This is a genomic window from Streptomyces sp. NPDC044033 (genome assembly GCF_056434425.1).
This window is the reverse complement of sequence record NZ_JBWKFF010000003.1, coordinates 165,121-183,585: the sequence shown is the minus strand read 5'-3', so window position 1 is coordinate 183,585 and position 18,465 is coordinate 165,121. Positions and strand designations below refer to the sequence as shown.

Here is an 18,465-nt window from a genome sequence, read left to right as displayed (position 1 = left end):
CCGCCGGACTCGCCCCTCATCGCCGTCTACCGGTCCCGCGCGGTTCAGCGCACGGTGACCGTCAGCACGGGGGACACGGCCCCGCCGCCGGCGATGCGCAGCTCGTTCTTGCCCTTGATGCCGAGCTTGACGCGCAGGGAGTACGTGCCGGACTTGTTGACGGCGACGCTCGCGGGCAGCGAGACCCACTTGGCGCCCTGCTTCTGCTGCAGGGTGACGGTGGTGCCCGCCTTGATGCCGGTCGCCGTGCCGGAGATCCGGAACTGCTCCCACGCCTTGACCGAGGCCGCACTGGCCTTGGCGGTGAGCGCGGCCTTGGCGGCCGGTGCGGGCGCGGCGGCCGGTGCCCGCTTCACGACGGGTGCTTCCTTGGCGGCCGGCACGGGCTTCGGGGCCGGCTGGGCCGGGACGGAGCGGCCGGCCGGAGTGGGGACCGGGTTCGGGGCCGCGATGGCGGCGGCCGCGCCGCCGGTGACGATCGCGGCGCTGAGGGCACCTACAACGGCGAGACGGTATGCACGGTTCATGGGGGGTTCCTCCCTGGTGTGCGTGTTGTAAGCCTTCACGGAGGAACACGACGAAAAAAGGGCTGTGGTTGCCTCTGTGCCGATGTTCTTAACAAATTTCTGCGTACCGTCAAGTCGGGCAGGCCCCGCGCCTCTTGAGGGCCCGCGCCATATTCCCGGCCGGGTGCGCGGCGTGCGGCGTCGCCGATGCCGATCTGCCCGCACGCGACGGAGTACGGACGGCCACCCGCCCAGCGGCGGGGGCCCGCCCGACGACACGCCCGCCCAGCGGCCGGACCGCGGCGCGTGCGAGAAGCGGCGCGTACCGGCCTTCCCAACCGGTCCCCGCCGCGCGAGGCTGACCCCATGGCCCCGCAGACGCTCACCGAGAACCCCTTCACCCTTGGCGTGGCGTCCGGCGACCCGCTGCCGGGCTCCGTCGTGCTGTGGACGCGGCTCGCGCCCCGGCCCTACGAGGTGGGCGGCGGCCTCCCGGCGGCCGGCAGCGTGAGCGTCGGCTGGGAGGTGGCCTCCGACGAGGCGTTCGGCTCGCCCGTGCAGAGCGGCACCGTGGCCGCGCCCGCGGCGGACAACTACACCGTGCACCTCGACGTACGCGGTCTCGAAGCGGCACATGTCTACTACTACCGCTTCCACGTGGACCAGTGGACCAGCCAGGTCGGCCGCACCCGCACCGCCCCCGCGGCCGGCGCGGCCGTCAGCGCGCTGCGCCTGGGCCTCATCTCCTGCCAGCAGTACGACGAGGGCTACTACACGGCGCTCGCGCACCTCGCGGAGGAGGAGCTCGACGCCGTCCTGTTCGTCGGCGACTACATCTACGAGAACGCCATCAACGCCCAGGCGGGCGCCCGCCTTTACACCGACCCGCTGCCCGCGGTCTTCAACCACTGGACGGTCACCCTGGACGACTACCGGCTGCGGTACGCGCTGGGGAAGTCGGACCCGGACCTCCAGGCCGCGCAAGCCGCCCACCCCTGGATCGTCACCTGGGACGACCACGAGGTCGAGAACAACTACGCGGGCGACATCTCCCAGCACAACGACCCGGTCACCGAGTTCCGCCTCCGCCGGGGCGCCGCCTACCGTGCGTTCTGGGAGAACATGCCGCTGCGCGAGGCCCAGCGGCCCCAGGGCTCCGACGCGATCCTCTACCGCCGCTTCCAGTACGGCCGGCTGGCGCAGTTCGACGTGCTCGACACCCGGCAGTACCGCTCCGACCAGGCGTACGGCGACGGCTGGCAGTACCCCGGCCCCGAGTCGGAGAACCGCGCCCGCACCCTCACCGGCGCCGCGCAGGAGCGCTGGCTCCTCGACGGGTTCCGCGCCTCCACCGCCACCTGGAACGTCATCCCGCAACAGGTCGCCTTCTGCCGCCGCAAGAACACCACCGCCGCCAGCTCCCGGCTCTCCATGGACGCCTGGGACGGCTACCCGGCCTCCCGCGCGCGCGTCCTGGCCGGAGTGGAGCAGGCCGGCATCGGCAACCTCGTCGTGCTCTCCGGAGACGTGCACGTCAACTACGCGATGGACATCAAGAAGGACTTCGACGAACCCGCCTCCACGACGCTGGGCGTCGAGTTCGTCGGCACCTCCATCTCCAGCGGCTTCGACGGGGCGGACAAGCCCGGCGACTGGTCCGGCATGCTGGCCGCCAACCCGCACATGAAGTTCTACAACGGCCGCCGCGGCTACGTCCTGCTCTCGCTCGACGACCAGCGCGTACGGGCCGACTTCCGCACCGTCACCGGCGTCCGCACCCCCGGCGCACCCGTCTCCACCGCCGCGTCCTTCGTATCCGAGGCGGGCGCCCCGGGGTTGAAGCCCGCTTAGCGTTCGCGGAGAATCGAGTTGCGGGTTCCGGTGCACCCTGACCCTGATTCGCCGACGTACCATCTCCACACAAGGGGCGTTCCCCGGAGCTGATTTCCGGGGAACGCCCTTTGTGCTCGTGGCATCAACTGCGGCTCAGACGTCGGCTGTTCAGCAGTTGTTCACGCCGTCGAAGCGGCGCGGCTGGATGGCGATCTTGGAGGTGGCCTCCCAGCCCGGGTCGAGCGTCTGGCAGGCGCCGTCCGCGCCGTAGGCCCAGACGATCTTCACTCGCACGCGGTAGCCGCAGTCGTTACGGGCGTGGCCGGTCTGCGTGACCGTGCCCTTGGTGACCCAGCCGGCGACGCAGGCAGGCGCCGTACCGGTGACGCCGCTGGTGGCGGCGGCCGCCGGAGAGGCGCCGACGGTGGCCGTGAGAGCCGCCGCGGAGAGCATTACCGCAGCTGTGCGCTTAAGGGTCTTTGAGGCGCGCAAAAGCTTTCCCCCTTTGTGTGAGTACGACAAATCGTTCCGTCGGAGATCCGGTCGGACATCTCCTGGGAGCGCGGTCGGTTGATAGCTTTGTCTGTACCTGTTCGGCACACAAGTGCCGTGCGAGGAACGCGAGTTGGATGGTTCATGAAGGTAAGCGCCGCCCGGGGAAAGGGAGGAAAACCCTCCGTTCGACCTTGATGGTGTCCAGTCAGGGTGTTTGTCGTTTGCGTATATCCCCCACGGTCGGGCAGTCCTCCGCCGCGTGGCGTGGAACGAGCCGGTCACCCAGGCCGCATGTGACGAGCGTCACCTCGGGTGCGTGAACCGGAAGCGCGGACCGTTACGACGAAGGGGTGTGATGGGAGAGCCGCGCGATGTGGATACCGAAGCGGAGCTCGTAGCGGCTGCGGCCGAGGGGGACCGCGACGCCTTCGGGCTGCTCTACCGTCACTACGCCCCTTGGCTGACCGCGCGATTGCGCTACCGCTGCGCGGACGACTCGCTGCTCGACGACATCGTCCAGGAGACGTTTCTCGACCTGTGGCGCACCTGTGCGGCCGGCCGGCAGCGGCAGGTCGCGGACATGGGAGGTTGGCTGTGGCGCATCGCCTCCCGGCGGCTCGCGGACCAGGGGCGCGCGGGTGGCGCCCGCTCCCGGCTGCGTCAGGCGCTGCAGCGGCTGCGTGTCCCCGACGAACCGTCGGCCGAGGAGCGGGCGCTCGCCGACGTCCGGCACGGCGATCTGGCCGACGCGTTGGCCCGGCTGCCCGTAGAGCTCCGGCGCGTCATGCAGGCGACGGTGGTCGACGGCCTGACCGTACGGCAGGCCGCGACCGTCCTCGGAGTGCCGCCCGGCACGGTGAAGACGCGCGCCATGCGCGCCCGCCGATTACTGAAGCAGGAACTCGGGGGGCCGCGGTCGCGGCCCGGCCGGAGAGGAGGCGAGGGTGACGCAGCGGAGACCGCCGCGGGAGAGCGCTGACCACCACACACCTGACGCGCTGCTGCGCGGCTATGCGCGCGGAGAGACGGCGCCGCACGCCCTGCGGGCCGTCGAGTCGCACCTCGACGGCTGCCCGCTCTGCCGCTCACGGCTGTCGGGCCACACCGACCCGCGGATCCTGGACCACGGCTGGGCGCGCCTCGACGTGGCGATCGACGCACCCGTGCCCGGGCGGGGGGAGCGGCTGCTGCTCCGGTTCGGGGTGCCGGAGCATGTGGCGCGGCTGCTCGCGGCGACTCCGGCGCTGCGGGCGTCCTGGGTGAGCGCCGCCGCCCTGACGTTGCTGCTCGCCGCGCTGATCGCGCGCCTTGCCGAGCCGGCCGGGACGCCGGTGCTCTTCCTCGGTCTCGCGCCGCTGCTGCCCGTGGCCGGGGTGGCCGTCTCCTACGGCCGGCGCTGGGACCCCGCGCACGAGATGGGCCAGGTGGCTCCCCTGCGGGCCTTCCGGCTCGTACTGCTGCGCACCGCGGTGGTCCTCGGCACCTGCGTCGCCCTGACGGGCGCCGCCGGTCTGGCCCTGCCCGGGTTCGGCCTCGCCGCCTTGGGGTGGCTGCTGCCCGGCTGCGCGCTCACCGCCGTGAGTCTCGCTCTGGCGGCCCGTATGGAGTCCACGACGGCGGCCGGGGTGACCGGCGCCGGCTGGCTCGCCGTCCTGCTCGCCACCCACTCATCGCACGCGGTCTTCAGCGCGACGGGACAGACCGCCTCCGCCGCGGTGCTCGTCGTGGCCACGGCGTGCGTGCTGCTCTCCCGTACGGCATTCGACCGGCCCGCCTACCGACAGGGGACCACCCGATGACCGATTACACCGTCGAGGTACAGGAGTTGAGCGTGCGCTATCGGCGCTCCGTGGCGCTCGACTCCGTGTCCTTCTCGCTGCGGACCGGCGTCACCGGCATGCTCGGGCCCAACGGCGCGGGCAAGACCACCCTGTTACGGGCCCTGGCCACCGCGCTCGTCCCCGACGCCGGGGAGGTCCGGGTGCTCGGCAGGGATCCCGGCGCCCCCGGGCAGCGGACGGAGATCAGGCGGCGCCTCGGATTCCTGCCGCAGGACCCCGGATTCCATCCGAACTTCACCGCCTTCGAGTTCGTGGACTACGTCGCGATCCTCAAGGAGATGACCCACCGCGGCCGCAGGCACGACGAGGTGCGCCGGGTGCTCGACGCCGTGGGCCTGAGCGAGCACCGCGGCAAGCGGATCCGGATGCTGTCGGGCGGCATGAAGCAGCGCGTGGCGCTCGCCGCGGCCCTCGCGGGCGAGCCCGAACTGCTCATCCTCGACGAGCCGACCGTTGGCCTCGACCCCGAACAGCGGCTGAGATTCCGCGAGTTGATCGCCGACATCGGAGAGGGGCGGACCGTCCTGCTCTCCACTCATCAGACCGAGGACGTCGCCGCCCTGTGCCATCGCGTCGTCGTACTCGACCACGGTGTCGTCAAGTTCGACGGCGACCCGGTCGGCCTGAGCGCGGTCGCCGAGGGCCGGGTGTGGAGCAGCGCCGAGCGCGACCCGCGGGCACTGGCCGGATGGCGTACGGGCAGGGGGACGTTCCGCAACATCGGCAGTCCGCCACCGGGCGCCGCGATCGTGGACCCGGCGCTGGAGGACGGCTATCTGCTGCTCCTCGACGACACCGGGCGCCGGGCCGGCCAGGGGGCCCCGGCATGAGCGGCACGAGCGGCACGACGGCCGAGGCCCCGGCGCGCGCCGACGGACGCACCCCTTCCGCCGCGTCGGGCGCCGCCACGCGCGCCCTCGCCCGCACCGAAGCGGTGCGGCTGCTGCGGCACCCCGCGGTACTCGCCGCGCTCGCGCTGTATCTGGCGCAGTGGGCGTACGGCGCGTACTCCGGCGACGACCGCTATCCGGTGCTGCACGACGAGGACCGCTACACCCAGGTGCCGCTCCTGCTGATCGCGGCGGGAACCCTGCTCGCGGCCAACCTCGCCGCGCTCCGCTCGTACCGGCACGGCACCGACGCGATGTTCGACCCCCTGGTGCTCCCGCCCTGGCGCCGCACCTGGGCCCTGCTGCTCGCCCTGCTGCCGGTGACCGCGCTGTCGGCGGTCCTGGCCGGCGCCCGCATCGGATACGTGGCCGCTCAGGACGCGGCGGTCGGCAGCCCTTCCACGGCGGAGCTCGCCACCGGCCCGCTCGTGGTGCTCCTGGCCGGCGCGATCGGCGTCCTCGCGGCCCGCGCCGTCCGGTCCGTGGTGGCCGCGCCGCTCACCCTGGCCGCGCTCGGGATCGTGACCGTGGCGGGCGCCCTGCAACCGAAGTCGGACGCGCGGTGGTGGGGTCTGGTCGGCATCGAGGACGAGACCGTACCGCCGCTGCCCACCGCGCTCACCCACCGCCCCGTGAGCTGGCATCTGCTCTATCTGGCCGCCCTGGTGGCGCTGGTGGCCGCGGCGGCGGTGCTCCGCGCGGGCGGTCGCTCGACCGCGTTCAAGGCGGTGGCCGGCGTCGCCCTGCTCGCGGTGATCGGCACGGGCGCCGCGCAGCAGGGCGGCCTGCCGGACACCGTGCGCCAGGCCCGTACGACGGCCGAGAACGCGCCGTCGTCGCGGCAGGAGTGCGTCGAGCGCGACGCCATCGCCTACTGCGCCTTCCCCGAGTTCAAGGACCGGTACCGGCAGTGGGCGGAGGTGACGAAAGGAGTGCTGCGCTGGGCGCCGCCGTCCGAGCGGGAGAAGCGGTACGCCGTACGCCAGCACGTCTTCCTGAGCACGGTCGACAGCGGCGTCGTCCCCCCGTTGCCGGTGGCGCGGTGGGCCGCCGACGACCGGGCGGCCGGGACGCCGGACGCCGTGCCCGTCGGCACCGACTGGGGTACGCACAGCGAGCTCGCGGGCGACCACATGCTCGGCTTCGCCGGGAGCTTCGCGCACCGCGCGGTGACCGGCGGGCCCCCCGCCGACGCCCGCAGCCAAGCGGCCTGCCGCGCTCGCGGGGCGATCACGCTGTGGCTCGCCGTCCAGGCGACCGACGGGACCCGGGCGGCCTACGACTCGCTGTCCGGGCGCTCCTTCGGCGGCCTCTCGCTCAACGCCTTCAACGCCGCCACCGGCTTCAGCGTCAAGGCGCGGGAACAGGCCCTTGTACGGACCCTCCTGGCGCGGCCCGACGCCGAAGTCGGGGCCAAGGTGAAGCAGTCGTGGACGAAACTCACCGCGCCGGACACCACGACCGACGAGGCGGCCGTCCTCCTGGGCGTCCCCGCCCCGCCGGCCGCGCGCGCGGGCGAGGAGGGCCGATGCGAGTGAACGCTTCCACGGGTGCGGTGCTGCGCACCCTCCTCGGGCCCGACCTGCGGGCCGCCCGCACCCTTCCGCTGCTCGGCGCGGGCGTGGCGGGGGTGGTGGGTACGGGCTGCCCCGCGCTGTTCTCCGCCCCCGTCCAACCGGACGCGGCAGCCGTGCTGTTGCGGATCGCGACCGTACTGACCGCCATCGGCCTCGCCTGCCTCCTCGACGACCCCGCCGCCCGGACGACCGTGGCGGTCCCCGTGTCGCGGGGGCTGCGGAGCGGGCTGCGAATGGCCGTGGGCCTGCTGGTCTTCGGGCTCTTCTGGGGCGCCTCGGCGAGCCTCGCCCGGCTGGGGGTGGCGGCCGGCGCACGGCAGTCGTTCCCCGTCGGCGGACTCGCGGTGGAAGGACTGACGCTCGCCCTCGGCACGCTGGCCCTGGCCCTCTTCGGCGTGCGGCGGCGCTCGGCGCCGGGTACGGGCAGCCTGGTAGCCGCGCCCGGGGTGACGCTCCTGGTCGCGGCGGCACTGTTCCTGCCGAAGGGGGTGGAGCTGTTTCCCGTACCGGGTGATCCGCACTGGAGCGATGCCACCCTGCGGTGGTCGGTGCTGCTGGTCGTCGCCCTGGTCGGCTGCGCGGCACAGCTGCGCGATGAGCCGTGGGCGAAGCCTTCCCCCGCTTCCTCACGGCGCGCACCACGTCCTTGAGAGCCCGTTCATACCGCCGGCCGTTCATATCGCCGCCGGGCGTCCGGCGTCCGGTGCGCGCGCTGATTCGGCCCGACATATTCCGCGTGCCGATTCGGCCGGGCATATGACGCGGACGCCGACCGCGATGCGACCCGGTTCATACCTCAGTAAGGGCCGCAGCCGCCCGCGGTCATGACACCATGGTGTATCCAACAAGTACCCCATGGAGCGACGCATGACGGACCCCGGCCCCACCACGGCCGAGACCCAGAAGGCCCCCGAGAACACCGACGGAATCCGCATACCCACCCCGCCCAAGGCCGCGGCACGCCGCGCCGGCCTGCTCGTCACCCTCGTCCTCGGCGGTCTCACCGCGCTCCCGCCGCTCTCCATGGACATGTACCTCCCGGCGCTCCCGGAGGTCACCGACGCCCTGCACAGCCCGGCCGCGACCGTACAGCTCACGCTGACCGCCTGCCTGGTGGGCATGGCGCTCGGCCAGCTCGTCGTCGGCCCGATGAGCGACAAGTGGGGGCGCCGCCGCCCGCTCCTCATCGGCATGGTGATCTACATCCTCGCCACCGCCGTCTGCGCCGTCGCGCCCACCGCGCCGCTGCTCATCGGCTTCCGGCTGGCCCAGGGCCTCGCCGGCGCCGCCGGCATCGTCATCGCCCGCGCCGTCGTCCGCGACCTCTACGACGGCATCGCCATGGCCCGCTTCTTCTCCACCCTGATGCTCATCTCGGGCGTCGCGCCCGTCGTCGCCCCCCTCATCGGCGGGCAGATCCTGCGGCTCACCGACTGGCGCGGGGTCTTCGTCGTCCTCACCGTCATCGGCATCCTGCTCACCCTCGTCGTCTGGCGCTGGCTGCACGAGACCCTGCCGCCGGAGCGCCGCCACGCGGGCGGCCTCGGCGACGCCCTGCACACCATGCGCTCGCTCCTCGCCGACCGGGTCTTCGCCGGCTACACCCTCGCGGGCGGCCTCGCCTTCGCCGCGCTCTTCGCCTACATATCCGCCTCGCCCTTCGTCGTCCAGGACATCTACGGGGCCTCGCCGCAGACCTTCTCCCTCCTGTTCGGCATCAACTCCATCGGCCTCGTCGCCGTCGGCCAGCTCAACGGCAAGGTCCTGGTCGGCCGCGTCAGCCTCGACAAGGCCCTCGCCGTGGGCCTCACCGTGATCACGCTCGCCTCCGTCGCCCTGCTCCTGATGACCTCCGGCGTCTTCGGCGAGCCGGGGCTGGTGCCCATCGCCGTCGGGCTGTTCGTGCTGATGTCCGCGATGGGCCTCGCCATGCCCAACACCAACGCCCAGGCGCTCATGCGCTCCCGTGACGCCGCCGGCTCCGCGTCCGCGCTGCTGGGCACCTCCACCTTCCTGCTGGGCGCCATCGCCTCGCCGCTCGTCGGCATCGCGGGCGAGCACACGGCCGTGCCGATGGCCGTGGTCCAGCTGGCGTGCGCGCTCGCGGCCGTCGCCGCGTTCGTGGGGCTGTGCCGTCCCTGGCAGCGCAGGCACGAGAAGATGAGCTGAGGAGACTCCGCCGAAAGATGGCCGCGCTGCCGACGACGGGAGCGCGGCCTCGCTGTCCCAGGACGCGGCGGAGCGCACCGTCGGACCGGCTCGCGCACGGCTGGATCGCCGAGCCGCTCGGCATGTCCGGTAACCGTTTCCGCCCGCCCGGCCAGGGCGGCGGCACAGGCTCCAAGCCCGGCCGCGGGCAGCGGGCAGGCGCCGGCGCTGGGCCGGCCGGCTCCTATCCCTGGCCGGTCTCGGTACGGTCCAGCAGCCGCTCGTAGCGCTGCCGGGCGGCCTGCGGGGTGCCGAGGCCCAGCCCGAAGGCGACCTCGGGCCAGGTCATGCCCCGGCCCCGGGCCATTTGCAGGAGCCCCGCCTCCAGCTCGTCCAACTCCCCGCGGACCAGCGGGAGGAGGGACAGGGCGGCGGTGATGTCGGCGTGGTCCACCTCGGGCTCGCCGTCCTCGCGGAGTGCGGCGCCGCTGAGCAGGAACGCCACGAGCCGGACGGCCTCGTGCGGCCCGGGGAGCGCGGGGTGGGACTGCCGGCGGCGCTGTCCGTCGGTGGCCGCGTGCCGCTCCGCGATGCGGAAGAGGGAGGCGGGGACGCGCTGCGCGCGGGCCTGGTCGGGGTGCGGGGGCGAGAAGGGGTCGGGGGTCTGTCCCGGGGTCTCTCCGGATGGGGAAGTCATGCGGTCAGCATGGAAGGGCACACAAACCACTGTCAACAGATTATGGTGAACGATCTGTTTGCATGGCTTGTGTGCCCAGTCCCCGGCCGTACGTCTCCGGGCCGCCGTCCGGTGGGGGGAGCTCTACAGCGAGCGTTCCATCCGCTCCGCCATCAGCTTGATGAACCGCGACGGATCACTCAGTTCGCCGCCCTCGGCGAGCAGCGCCATCCCGTAGAGCAGTTCCGCGGTCTCGCCGAGCCCGGCGTCGCCCTCGCCGGCCCGCTCGCCATGAGCCTTGTTGACCGCGCTCACCAGCGGGTGCCCGGGGTTCAGCTCCAGGATGCGCTTGGCGTGCGGCACCTCCTGCCCCATCGCCCGGTACATGTTCTCCAGGGCCGGGGTCGCCTCGTGCGCGTCGGAGACGACGCACGCGGGCGAAACGGTCAGGCGCGAGGAGAGCCGCACCTCCTTCACGTCCTCGCCCAGCCGCTCCGTCATCCACGCCAGCAGCGCCCCGTACTCCTCCTGCCGCTTCTCGCGCTCGGTCTCGGCCTCCTTCTTCTCCTCCTCGCTGCCGAGGTCGACCTCGCCCTTGGCGACCGACCGCAGCTGCTTGCCCTCGAACTCGGGGACGGCCTCGACCCACACCTCGTCGACCGGGTCGGTGAGCAGCAGCACCTCGATGCCCTTGGCCCGGAACGCCTCCATGTGCGGGGAGTTCTCGATGGCCTGCCGGGTCTCGCCGGTCAGATAGAAGACGTGCTCCTGCCCGTCCTTCATGCGCTCCACGTACTGCGCCAGGGTCGTCGGCGACTCGGCGTCGTGGGTCGAGGCGAACGAGGAGACGCCGAGGATCGCGTCGCGGTTCTCGAAGTCGCCCAGCAGCCCCTCCTTGAGGACGCGGCCGAACTCCCGCCACAGCGTGGCGTAGCGCTCCGGCGACCCGGACATCATGTCCTTGATCGTGGACAGCACCTTCTTCGCCAGGCGGCGGTGCATCAGCTGGATCTGGCGGTCCTGCTGGAGGATCTCCCGCGACACGTTGAGCGACAGGTCCTGCGCGTCGACGACGCCCTTGACGAACCGCAGATAAGGCGGCATGAGCGCTTCGCAGTCGTCCATGATGAAGACGCGCTTCACATAGAGCTGCACGCCGCGCTTGTGGTCCCGCATGAAGAGGTCCTGCGGCGCGTGCGAGGGGATGAACAGCAGCGCCTGGTACTCGAAGGTGCCCTCCGCTTGCATCCGGATCGTTTCGAGCGGGTCGTTCCAGTCGTGGCTGATGTGCTTGTACAGCTCGTGGTACTCCTCGTCGCTCACCTCGTCCCGCGAGCGCGCCCACAGGGCCTTCATCGAGTTGAGCGTCTCGGGCTCGGGCTCGCTCCCCGCGGCCTCCTCGCCGCTCTCCGGCCCCTCGCCGTTCTCCGTCCCCTCGGTGGCGGCCGGGGCCTCGGCGGCCATCCTGATGGGCCAGGTGATGAAGTCGGAGTACCGCTTGACGATCTCCTTGATCTTCCAGGGAGAGGTGTAGTCGTAGAGCTTGTCCTCCGTGTCCGCGGGCTTGAGGCGCAGCGTGACCGAGGTGCCCTGCGGCGCCTCGTCGACGGTCTCGACCGTGTACGTGCCCGCGCCGTCGGACGTCCAGCGGGTGCCCTGGCTCTCGCCCGCGCGCCGCGTCAGCAGCGTGACCTCGTCGGCCACCATGAAGCTCGCGTAGAACCCGACACCGAACTGCCCGATGAGCCCCTCGGCCGCGGCCGAGTCCTTCGCCTCCTTCAGTTCCTTGAGGAACTTCGCCGTGCCGGAGTTGGCGATGGTCCCGATGAGCTCGCGCACCTCGTCGTACGACATGCCGATGCCGTTGTCCCGCACGGCCAGCGTGCGGGAGTCCTTGTCGGCCTCGATGGCGATGTGGAGATCGGAGGTGTCCGCGCCGAGCGCGTCGTCGCGCAGGGCCTCCAGGCGCAACTTGTCCAGCGCGTCGGAGGAGTTGGAGATGAGCTCGCGCAGGAAGACATCCTTGTTCGAGTAGATCGAGTGGATCATCATCTGCAGGAGCTGGCGTGCTTCTACCTGGAACTCGAACGTTTCGGTCGGCATGATTCGCTATTCCTTCTAAGGCACCAAGGGCTGACCTGGGAACTGTAAAACAGCGAGCCGGTCCGGGGCCCGGCCCGATGGAACTCCGCCGAACCGGAACTCAAGCCGCCGCCCGCCGCCCGCCGCCCGCCGCCCGCCGCCCGCCGCCCGCCGGCCGGCGGCCGGCGGATGGCCGCCGGGCCCGTACCCCGCGCCGCGCGGACACCTCTGGCCGCCGCCGCAGCAATGTGCGACTGGCTCAACTTCGTTCACACGCTTGGCACTTGGCGTACACGATCAGAGCCTTCTATGACCGGGCCGCTCATCTCGTCGGCCCGGTGTTCGCTGTCGCAATTCTGTAATGCCCCGCCATGCCGAGGTTCCGCGATGCGCGGCCTCCTGAGTATGCGACGCGCAGCCCTGGTACGGCGGCCGGGCGCCGCCGTGCGAGGTGGGGGAGCGGGCGAGCGGCGGCCCGTAGAATTCGGCGGATGTACGACGCCCCCGATTCCCCCCGGACCGGCGAGACGCTGCGCGCCGCGCTCGCCGAGCTGCTCGACGGGCTCCCGCCCAAGCAGGCCGCGCAGGCCGTCGACCGGCTGATCGTCAACTACCGGGGGCAGACGCCGACGGACGCGCCCGTCCTGCGCGACCGCTCGGACGTGGTCGCCTATGCCGCGTACCGGATGCCCGCGACCTTCGAGGCCGTACGCGCGGCGCTCGACGCCTTCCGGGAGCAGGACCCCTCCTGGTCACCGGCCACCCACGTGGACGTCGGCGGCGGCACCGGAGCGGCGAGCTGGGCGGTGGACGCCGCCTGGCCCGGCGCCGAGCGCGCCACGACCGTCCTCGACTGGGCCGAACCGGCGCTCGCGCTGGGCGCCGAACTCGCCCGCGGCGCCGCGTCCCCCACCCTGCGGGCGGCGCGGTGGCAGCGGGCGGAGATCGGCGGCGGGCTGAAACTGCCCGACGCGGACCTCGTCACCGTCTCGTACGTGCTCGGCGAGCTCACCGACGCCGCCCGCGGCGCCGTGGTCGAGGAGGCGGCCCGTGCCGCGCGGGCCGTCGTGGTCATCGAGCCCGGCACCCCCGACGGCTACCTCCGCGTCCTCGCGGCCCGCGACCGGCTGATCGCCGCGGGCCTGCGGGTGCTCGCGCCCTGCCCGCACAGCGCCGGATGCCCGATCGTGCCGGGCACGGACTGGTGCCACTTCTCCGCGAGGGTCAGCCGCTCGTCACTGCACCGCCGGGTCAAGGGCGGTTCGCTGCCGTACGAGGACGAGAAGTTCAGCTACGTCGCCGCCGTACGGACGCCCGTGGAGCCGGCCCCGTCCCGCGTCGTGCGCAGGCCCCAGATCCGCAAGGGGCAGGTGCTGCTGGACCTCTGCACGGCGCAGGAGCAGATCCGCCGCGAGACGGTCACCAAGCGCCAGGGCCCGCTCTACCGCGCGGCCCGGGACGCCGACTGGGGCGACGCCTGGCCGCCGGCCTGACGGGGGCCGACCGGGCCGCTTCGGACTGGGGCCCGGATTCGCGGAGGCCGGCGGGGCCTGGACGCGCGGCGGCCGGCGAGGCTCGGCCCATCCAAGCCGACGAGGCCCGGACCCGCAGAAGCCGACGAGGCCCGGACCCGCGGAAGCCCGCAGAAACCCGCGGAATCCGTCCCCGCGGAATCCACCCCCGCCGCGGGCCCGCCCCCGCCCGCCTCAGCTCAGCGCAGCTCCTGCGTGCAGCACTTGACGCTGCCGCCGCCCTTGAGCAGCTCGCTCAGGTCCAGCCCGACCGGCTCGTACCCCCGCTCGCGCAGCGGGCCGAACAGCCCCACCGCCGCCTGCGGCAGCACCACATGGAGGCCGTCGCTCACCGCGTTGAGGCCCAGCGCCTCCGCGTCGGGCTCGGAGGCGATCAAGGCGTCGGGGAACAGCCGCGCCAGCACGGCCCGGCTGCCGGGCGAGAAGGCCCCCGGGTAGTACATGACCTCGTCGTTGTCGCCGTCGAGCACGGACAGCGCCGTGTCGAGGTGGTAGTAGCGGGGATCGACCAGGTCGAGCCCGATCACGGGGCGGCCGAAGTACTCCTGGACCTCGGCGTGCGACAGCGGGCTGCTGCGGAAGCCGCGGCCGGCCAGCAGCCAGGAGGAGGTGACGGCGAAGTCGCCCTCGCCCTCGTTGATGTGCTCCGGCTCCCGGACGTCGCGGTAGCCGTGGGCGCGGAACCACTCGGCGTGCACGGCGGCCTCGGCGGTGCGCTCGGCGTGGGCGAAGCGGGCGCCGAGCACGCGTCCGTCCACCACCGTGGCGCCGTTGGCGGCGAAGACCATGTCGGGCAGGCCGGGGCGGGGTTCGAGCTCCTCGACGGTGTGGCCGAACGAGCGGTAGCGGTCGCGCAGGTCCTCCCACTGCGCGACGGCGAGCCGCAGATCCACCGGCTTGGCCGGGTCCATCCAGGGGTTGATGGAGTACGTGACCCGGAAGTGGGCCGGAGGGCACATCAGATAGCGCCGGGCGGTGGCGGAGCGCGGTGGCATACGCAAGGAAAGCTCCTTACGAGGGAGTCGGGCCGTACGGGGTTGTCGCACGTGCCCAAATCGTCCACCCCGGCGCCCCGTACCGCATGATCCGTACGGGTGGTTTACGGCCGGTGTCCGGTGTGGCCGGTTCCGGGGGTGCCGTGCCGGGTGAGCCGCCGCCGGCCGCCGGACCCTCCCGGCCCCCGCGACACGCCCCGCCCCGTCAAGACGAAACGTCTCGCCTAGGGTGCTCGTTATCCTTCCGGTCATGCCGAACAAGACAGCGCCCGACTCCACCCGCCGCAGCGAGCGGTCCCGCCGCGCCATCCTCGACGCCGCCCTCGAACTCGTCGCCGAAAGCGGCTTCTCCAAGCTGACCATCGAGGCCATCGCCGCCCGGGCCGGCGTCGGCAAGCAGACGATCTACCGCTGGTGGCCCTCGAAGGCCGCCGTGCTCTTCGAGGCGTGCCTCCCCGAGGGCGGCGACCCCCACGCCGTCGAACTCCCCGACACCGGCGACATCGAAGCCGACCTCAAGACCGTGCTGCGGGCCACCGTCGACGAACTCCACGACCCCCGCCTCGCCGCGCCGACCCGCGCGCTCGCCGCCGAGTCGCAGAGTGACGAAGACCTCGCCGCCCTGCTCACCGAACGGGTCCTGGAACCGCAGCTCCAGGCGTACGTACGACGGTTCAAGATCGCCCAGGAAGCCGGCCAGATCGCCGAGGGCATCGACCTGCGCATCGCGCTGGAACTGCTCGTGGGCCCCCTCTTCCACCGCTTCATGACCCGCACCCTGCCCGTCACCCACGAGTACGCCGACACCGTCGCCGACCTCGCGCTGCGCGGCATGCGACCCCGCTGACACAGTCCCCGCGGCGCCCGCCGGCGGCCCCGCGCGAGCGCGCCGCGGCCGGACACGGGCCGTAATCCCTACGCACACAGCCCGTACGCGCCCCAGCGTGCCACCGGTGCACGCCCCCGCCTGCCGACGTACGCCCCTGACGCCCGTACGACCCGTCCCGGCCACCCCGGATACGGACACTGGTCACACCAGGAGCAGGATGGTGGCAGCATTGATCCCAGCCCGCGGTCGAAGTGAGGGGATAGATGGAACGCAAAAGCAGGTTCTCGCAATGGCTGCGCCGACCGAGGGGCACGGCCGCCGATACGGGCGCGGACGCCGAAGCCGTCCGCGAGGATCTGCTCCTGGCCGCCGCTGTCGCGGGCTTCCCGCTGTCCCTCGCGGCGCACCCCTCGGGCTACGGCTGTTCCTGTGAACGCATCGGCTGTCCGACCCCGGGCCGCCACCCCATCTCCTTCGCCTGGCAGACGCTGGCCACCACCGACCCCGAGAAGGTCGGCGGCTGGCTGCGGGCCCAGCCCCTGGCCAATTTCATCACCGCCACCGGCATCGACCACGACGTCCTCGACGTGCCCCTCGAAGCGGGGCGGCAGGCCCTGGAGCGGCTCGGCGCGGCGGGCGTCGAGGTCGGCCCGGTCGCCACCTGCGCGCCCGACCGGATGCTGTTCTTCACCAAGACCCGCGGCACCCCGGACGACGAGGACGAGTGGTGGCCGTGCGAGCTGGACTGCCACCCCGAGACCATGGACGAGCACCCCGGGCTGCGCTGGCACTGCCGCGGCAGCTATGTGCTCGTACCGCCCTCGCGGGTGCCCGGCGACGGGGGGGTGGCCTGGCTGCTCGGCCCCGAACAGCCGCTGCCGGAGCCGCTGACGCTGCTGGAGTCCCTCACCGACGCCTGCGCGCAGTTCGCGGGGGAGCGGCCGGACCACGACCACGAATCCGCCGCCTGGCCGATCGGCCGCTGACGCCGGACGCCGACCCCGGGCCCGTGCCCGTACGGGTGGCAGCCGTCCGTACGGTCCTCAGCCGCCCTTGACCGCGGTGAGCCCCTCGATCCGGTTGAGGAAGGACACCGAGCCGCCCGCGCCCTTCGACGGCACCCGCACCGCCGACTCCGAGACCTTGGTGAAGGTCACCGAGCGCTTGAAGTCGCCGGTCAGCAGCGCCTTGGTGCGCGGGTCGCCGATGACCGGCCGTACGCCCTTGGCCAGCGTCCGCTTCTCCCGGTGGTGCGCGGTGAAGAAGACCACCGCACCGCCGTCCTCGGTGCGCAGCGCCAGCGGCGCGTAGTCGGGGGGCCCGGCAGGGCTGTCGATGTACGCCGTCCAGAACGACGGGGTGCGCCGCAGCTTCTCGCGGGCCTCGCGCGTCCGCGACGTCGACTGGCCCGGCGCGAACTTCCCCTTGCCGCTCTGGAGATACGTCGTGTACGCGCCGCTCATCGCGCCCGGGTCGACGACCAGCCCCGAGTCCCCGCCCGTCGGCACCGGCTGCGCCCAGCCGTCCTCGCCGGTCGCGAACCGCGGCTGTTCCTTCGGGCTGAGGATCGACAGATAGGCCGCACGCCACGGCTTCTTCGCCCCGTCCCGGGTGAAGACCAGGTACCAGCGGTTGGTGTCGCGGTTGCTGGCGGAGTCCGCGACGAAGAACTTCGGCCACCCGGCCTGCGCGGGGATGGTGAAGCGGGCGTCCTTGAGCTCCAGCGCCGGGTACGAGGCGTTCCCGCCGGGGGAGAGGGTGTGCTGCGCGGTGAGGTCGGCCCGGTTGTTCGCCGCCAGCGGCCCGGCCTCGAACCCGTCGACGGCCGCCGGGTCGAGCTCCCGGTACGCCTTGTTGTACGCGTCGGTGAACCGCTGGAGGACCTTGGGGGCCTCGGCCCGGCCCACCGCCGGAAGGACCTCCCGCTCCCCGTGCACCGTCACGCACCCGGTCAGGGTCAGGAGCGTCGAGGCCGCGAGTGCGGTGAACAGTCGACGGGGCAACCGGCGTCTCATCGGGCTTCGGCTCCTTCGGGGCTGCTTGGGACGGCGCAACCCTACCGGGGGCGGGGACGACGAGGGGGGCGGGTACCGGGAACAGCGGCTCTCAGCCCCCGCCCCGCCGCGCCTTCGCCGCCCGCCGGGGGATCACCAGCGGCTCCCCGGTGCGCGGATGCGAGAGGACCTCCACCGGCTGCCGGTAGACGTGCGTCAGCAGCTCCGCGTCGAAGACGCGCTCCGGCGGGCCGTCCGCCGCGATCCGGCCCTCGTGCAGCACCGCCACCCGGTCCGCGTACGCGCCGGCCAGCCCGAGGTCGTGCAGGACGACCACCACCGCGTCACCGGCCGCCGCCCGCTCCCGGCACACCCGGAGCACCAGCTCCTGATGGCGCAGGTCGAGCGCGGCCGTCGGCTCGTCGAGCAGCAGCAGCGGGGCGCGCTGGGCGAGCACCCGGGCCAGCGCGACCCGGGCGCGCTCACCGCCGGACAGCGCGGAGAACGGCCGCTCCGCGAACTTGGCCACCTCGGCGGCGGCCATCGCCTCGCGCACCGCGTCGTCGTCCGCGTCCTCGGCGGGCGTACCGGCCCAGGGCGCGCGCCCCATCCGCACCACCTCCTCGACGGGGAAGAGGAAGGACACCGCGGCCGATTGGGGCAGTACGGCCCGGCGCAGCGCCAGGTCGGGAGCGGACCAGTCACCGGCGGCGCGCCCGTCGACGCGGACCTCGCCGGACTCGGCGGGCAGATCGGCGGCGAGCGCGGCGAGCAGCGTCGACTTGCCCGCCCCATTGGGCCCCACCAGCGCCAGCACCTCCCCCGAGGCGACGCTGAGATCGACCTCGGCCAGGACGGTACGTCCCCCCAACCGCACCCGCAGGGCGACGGCTTCGACCAGCGGGACGCCGGGGGCGGGCGGCTGGGGCAGCGCCCGTACGCGGGAGGAGAACAACCCCTTGATCATGCCCAGCCCCCTTGCCTGCGCCGGGTCCTGCGCAGCAGCCAGCTGTGTCTTCCGGGGGGCAACCCCCGGGCCCCCGGCCGGAAACCCGTGTGGTGTTCGG

At 72.9% G+C, this 18,465-nt stretch carries 17 protein-coding genes; 10 read left to right on the top strand and 7 right to left on the bottom strand.

Features of this window, described 5'->3' with window-relative positions:
* Positions 1-44 precede the first annotated feature (44 nt).
* A complete protein-coding gene (locus AC07AB_RS08310; RefSeq protein ID WP_478562059.1) occupies positions 45-527 on the bottom strand; it encodes a hypothetical protein in 483 nt (160 codons plus the stop codon).
* Positions 528-872: 345 nt separating this feature from the next.
* Here AC07AB_RS08310 and AC07AB_RS08305 point away from each other — a divergent pair, with 345 nt between their 5' ends.
* Entirely contained in the window at positions 873-2,357 is a 1,485-nt protein-coding gene (locus AC07AB_RS08305; RefSeq protein ID WP_478562056.1) for an alkaline phosphatase D family protein, read from the top strand.
* Positions 2,358-2,507: 150 nt separating this feature from the next.
* On the opposite strand, the gene AC07AB_RS08300 is transcribed toward AC07AB_RS08305, so the two are convergent.
* Positions 2,508-2,792: a hypothetical protein gene (locus AC07AB_RS08300; protein WP_478562053.1), complete on the bottom strand. Its 285-nt coding sequence runs from the start codon at positions 2,790-2,792 to the stop codon at positions 2,508-2,510.
* Between the two features lie 397 nt (positions 2,793-3,189).
* Between AC07AB_RS08300 and AC07AB_RS08295 the strand changes: the two genes are divergently transcribed.
* The 6 genes from AC07AB_RS08295 (at position 3,190) to AC07AB_RS08270 (ending at position 9,311) form a co-directional block, all read left to right on the top strand.
* Positions 3,190-3,813, top strand: a complete 624-nt coding sequence (locus AC07AB_RS08295; RefSeq protein ID WP_478562050.1) for an RNA polymerase sigma factor — start codon at positions 3,190-3,192, stop codon at positions 3,811-3,813.
* Entirely contained in the window at positions 3,779-4,633 is an 855-nt protein-coding gene (locus tag AC07AB_RS08290; protein WP_478562047.1) for a cupin domain-containing protein, read from the top strand. The genes AC07AB_RS08295 and AC07AB_RS08290 overlap by 35 nt, the downstream gene beginning before the upstream one ends.
* Positions 4,630-5,505: an ABC transporter ATP-binding protein gene (locus tag AC07AB_RS08285; protein ID WP_478562044.1), complete on the top strand. Its 876-nt coding sequence runs from the start codon at positions 4,630-4,632 to the stop codon at positions 5,503-5,505. The genes AC07AB_RS08290 and AC07AB_RS08285 overlap by 4 nt, the downstream gene beginning before the upstream one ends.
* Entirely contained in the window at positions 5,502-7,103 is a 1,602-nt protein-coding gene (locus AC07AB_RS08280) for an ABC transporter permease (RefSeq protein ID WP_478562041.1), read from the top strand. The genes AC07AB_RS08285 and AC07AB_RS08280 overlap by 4 nt, the downstream gene beginning before the upstream one ends.
* The gene (locus AC07AB_RS08275) at positions 7,094-7,792 is read left to right on the top strand and encodes an ABC transporter (RefSeq protein ID WP_478562038.1); all 699 of its coding nucleotides are present in this window, start codon (positions 7,094-7,096) and stop codon (positions 7,790-7,792) included. Before AC07AB_RS08280 ends, AC07AB_RS08275 begins: the two co-directional genes overlap by 10 nt.
* 217 nt (positions 7,793-8,009) lie before the next feature.
* Positions 8,010-9,311, top strand: coding sequence for a multidrug effflux MFS transporter (locus tag AC07AB_RS08270; protein WP_478562035.1), 1,302 nt, complete (start codon positions 8,010-8,012; stop codon positions 9,309-9,311).
* Between the two features lie 223 nt (positions 9,312-9,534).
* Here the strand turns inward: AC07AB_RS08270 and AC07AB_RS08265 are convergent, their stop codons facing one another.
* Positions 9,535-9,987: a DNA-binding protein gene (locus AC07AB_RS08265; RefSeq protein WP_478562032.1), complete on the bottom strand. Its 453-nt coding sequence runs from the start codon at positions 9,985-9,987 to the stop codon at positions 9,535-9,537.
* Positions 9,988-10,110: 123 nt separating this feature from the next.
* Positions 10,111-12,069: a molecular chaperone HtpG gene (gene htpG, locus AC07AB_RS08260; RefSeq protein ID WP_478562029.1), complete on the bottom strand. Its 1,959-nt coding sequence runs from the start codon at positions 12,067-12,069 to the stop codon at positions 10,111-10,113.
* A gap of 470 nt (positions 12,070-12,539) precedes the next feature.
* Here htpG and AC07AB_RS08255 point away from each other — a divergent pair, with 470 nt between their 5' ends.
* Positions 12,540-13,541 carry a small ribosomal subunit Rsm22 family protein gene (locus tag AC07AB_RS08255; RefSeq protein ID WP_478562026.1) on the top strand — a complete coding sequence of 334 codons (1,002 nt, stop codon included), beginning with the start codon at positions 12,540-12,542 and terminating at the stop codon, positions 13,539-13,541.
* A gap of 218 nt (positions 13,542-13,759) precedes the next feature.
* Here the strand turns inward: AC07AB_RS08255 and ddaH are convergent, their stop codons facing one another.
* Entirely contained in the window at positions 13,760-14,575 is an 816-nt protein-coding gene (ddaH, locus tag AC07AB_RS08250) for a dimethylargininase (protein ID WP_478562629.1), read from the bottom strand.
* 250 nt (positions 14,576-14,825) lie between these two features.
* Between ddaH and AC07AB_RS08245 the strand changes: the two genes are divergently transcribed.
* Positions 14,826-15,422, top strand: a complete 597-nt coding sequence (locus AC07AB_RS08245) for a TetR/AcrR family transcriptional regulator (protein WP_478562023.1) — start codon at positions 14,826-14,828, stop codon at positions 15,420-15,422.
* Between the two features lie 245 nt (positions 15,423-15,667).
* Positions 15,668-16,390 carry a bifunctional DNA primase/polymerase gene (locus tag AC07AB_RS08240; RefSeq protein WP_478562020.1) on the top strand — a complete coding sequence of 241 codons (723 nt, stop codon included), beginning with the start codon at positions 15,668-15,670 and terminating at the stop codon, positions 16,388-16,390.
* Positions 16,391-16,447: 57 nt separating this feature from the next.
* Here the strand turns inward: AC07AB_RS08240 and AC07AB_RS08235 are convergent, their stop codons facing one another.
* Both AC07AB_RS08235 and AC07AB_RS08230 read right to left on the bottom strand, forming a co-directional pair.
* On the bottom strand, positions 16,448-17,419 hold the full coding sequence (locus AC07AB_RS08235; protein WP_478562017.1) for an SCO2278 family lipoprotein: 972 nt from the start codon (positions 17,417-17,419) through the stop codon (positions 16,448-16,450).
* Positions 17,420-17,510: 91 nt separating this feature from the next.
* Positions 17,511-18,365, bottom strand: a complete 855-nt coding sequence (locus AC07AB_RS08230) for a heme ABC transporter ATP-binding protein (RefSeq protein ID WP_478562014.1) — start codon at positions 18,363-18,365, stop codon at positions 17,511-17,513.
* Between the last annotated feature and the right edge of the window lie 100 nt (positions 18,366-18,465).

What these genes read in the sequence shown, in the direction of transcription:
- AC07AB_RS08310 (WP_478562059.1), bottom strand. Translation starts at nt 527, where the DNA reads ATGAACCGTGCATACCGTCTCGCCGTTGTAGGTGCCCTCAGCGCCGCG.
- AC07AB_RS08295 (WP_478562050.1), top strand. Translation starts at nt 3,190, where the DNA reads ATGGGAGAGCCGCGCGATGTGGATACCGAAGCGGAGCTCGTAGCGGCT.
- AC07AB_RS08300 (WP_478562053.1), bottom strand. Translation starts at nt 2,792, where the DNA reads ATGCTCTCCGCGGCGGCTCTCACGGCCACCGTCGGCGCCTCTCCGGCG.
- AC07AB_RS08265 (WP_478562032.1), bottom strand. Translation starts at nt 9,987, where the DNA reads ATGACTTCCCCATCCGGAGAGACCCCGGGACAGACCCCCGACCCCTTC.
- AC07AB_RS08285 (WP_478562044.1), top strand. Translation starts at nt 4,630, where the DNA reads ATGACCGATTACACCGTCGAGGTACAGGAGTTGAGCGTGCGCTATCGG.
- ddaH (WP_478562629.1), bottom strand. Translation starts at nt 14,575, where the DNA reads ATGCCACCGCGCTCCGCCACCGCCCGGCGCTATCTGATGTGCCCTCCG.
- AC07AB_RS08280 (WP_478562041.1), top strand. Translation starts at nt 5,502, where the DNA reads ATGAGCGGCACGAGCGGCACGACGGCCGAGGCCCCGGCGCGCGCCGAC.
- AC07AB_RS08235 (WP_478562017.1), bottom strand. Translation starts at nt 17,419, where the DNA reads ATGAGACGCCGGTTGCCCCGTCGACTGTTCACCGCACTCGCGGCCTCG.
- AC07AB_RS08230 (WP_478562014.1), bottom strand. Translation starts at nt 18,365, where the DNA reads ATGATCAAGGGGTTGTTCTCCTCCCGCGTACGGGCGCTGCCCCAGCCG.
- AC07AB_RS08240 (WP_478562020.1), top strand. Translation starts at nt 15,668, where the DNA reads ATGGAACGCAAAAGCAGGTTCTCGCAATGGCTGCGCCGACCGAGGGGC.
- AC07AB_RS08275 (WP_478562038.1), top strand. Translation starts at nt 7,094, where the DNA reads ATGCGAGTGAACGCTTCCACGGGTGCGGTGCTGCGCACCCTCCTCGGG.
- AC07AB_RS08245 (WP_478562023.1), top strand. Translation starts at nt 14,826, where the DNA reads ATGCCGAACAAGACAGCGCCCGACTCCACCCGCCGCAGCGAGCGGTCC.
- AC07AB_RS08255 (WP_478562026.1), top strand. Translation starts at nt 12,540, where the DNA reads ATGTACGACGCCCCCGATTCCCCCCGGACCGGCGAGACGCTGCGCGCC.
- htpG (WP_478562029.1), bottom strand. Translation starts at nt 12,069, where the DNA reads ATGCCGACCGAAACGTTCGAGTTCCAGGTAGAAGCACGCCAGCTCCTG.
- AC07AB_RS08305 (WP_478562056.1), top strand. Translation starts at nt 873, where the DNA reads ATGGCCCCGCAGACGCTCACCGAGAACCCCTTCACCCTTGGCGTGGCG.
- AC07AB_RS08270 (WP_478562035.1), top strand. Translation starts at nt 8,010, where the DNA reads ATGACGGACCCCGGCCCCACCACGGCCGAGACCCAGAAGGCCCCCGAG.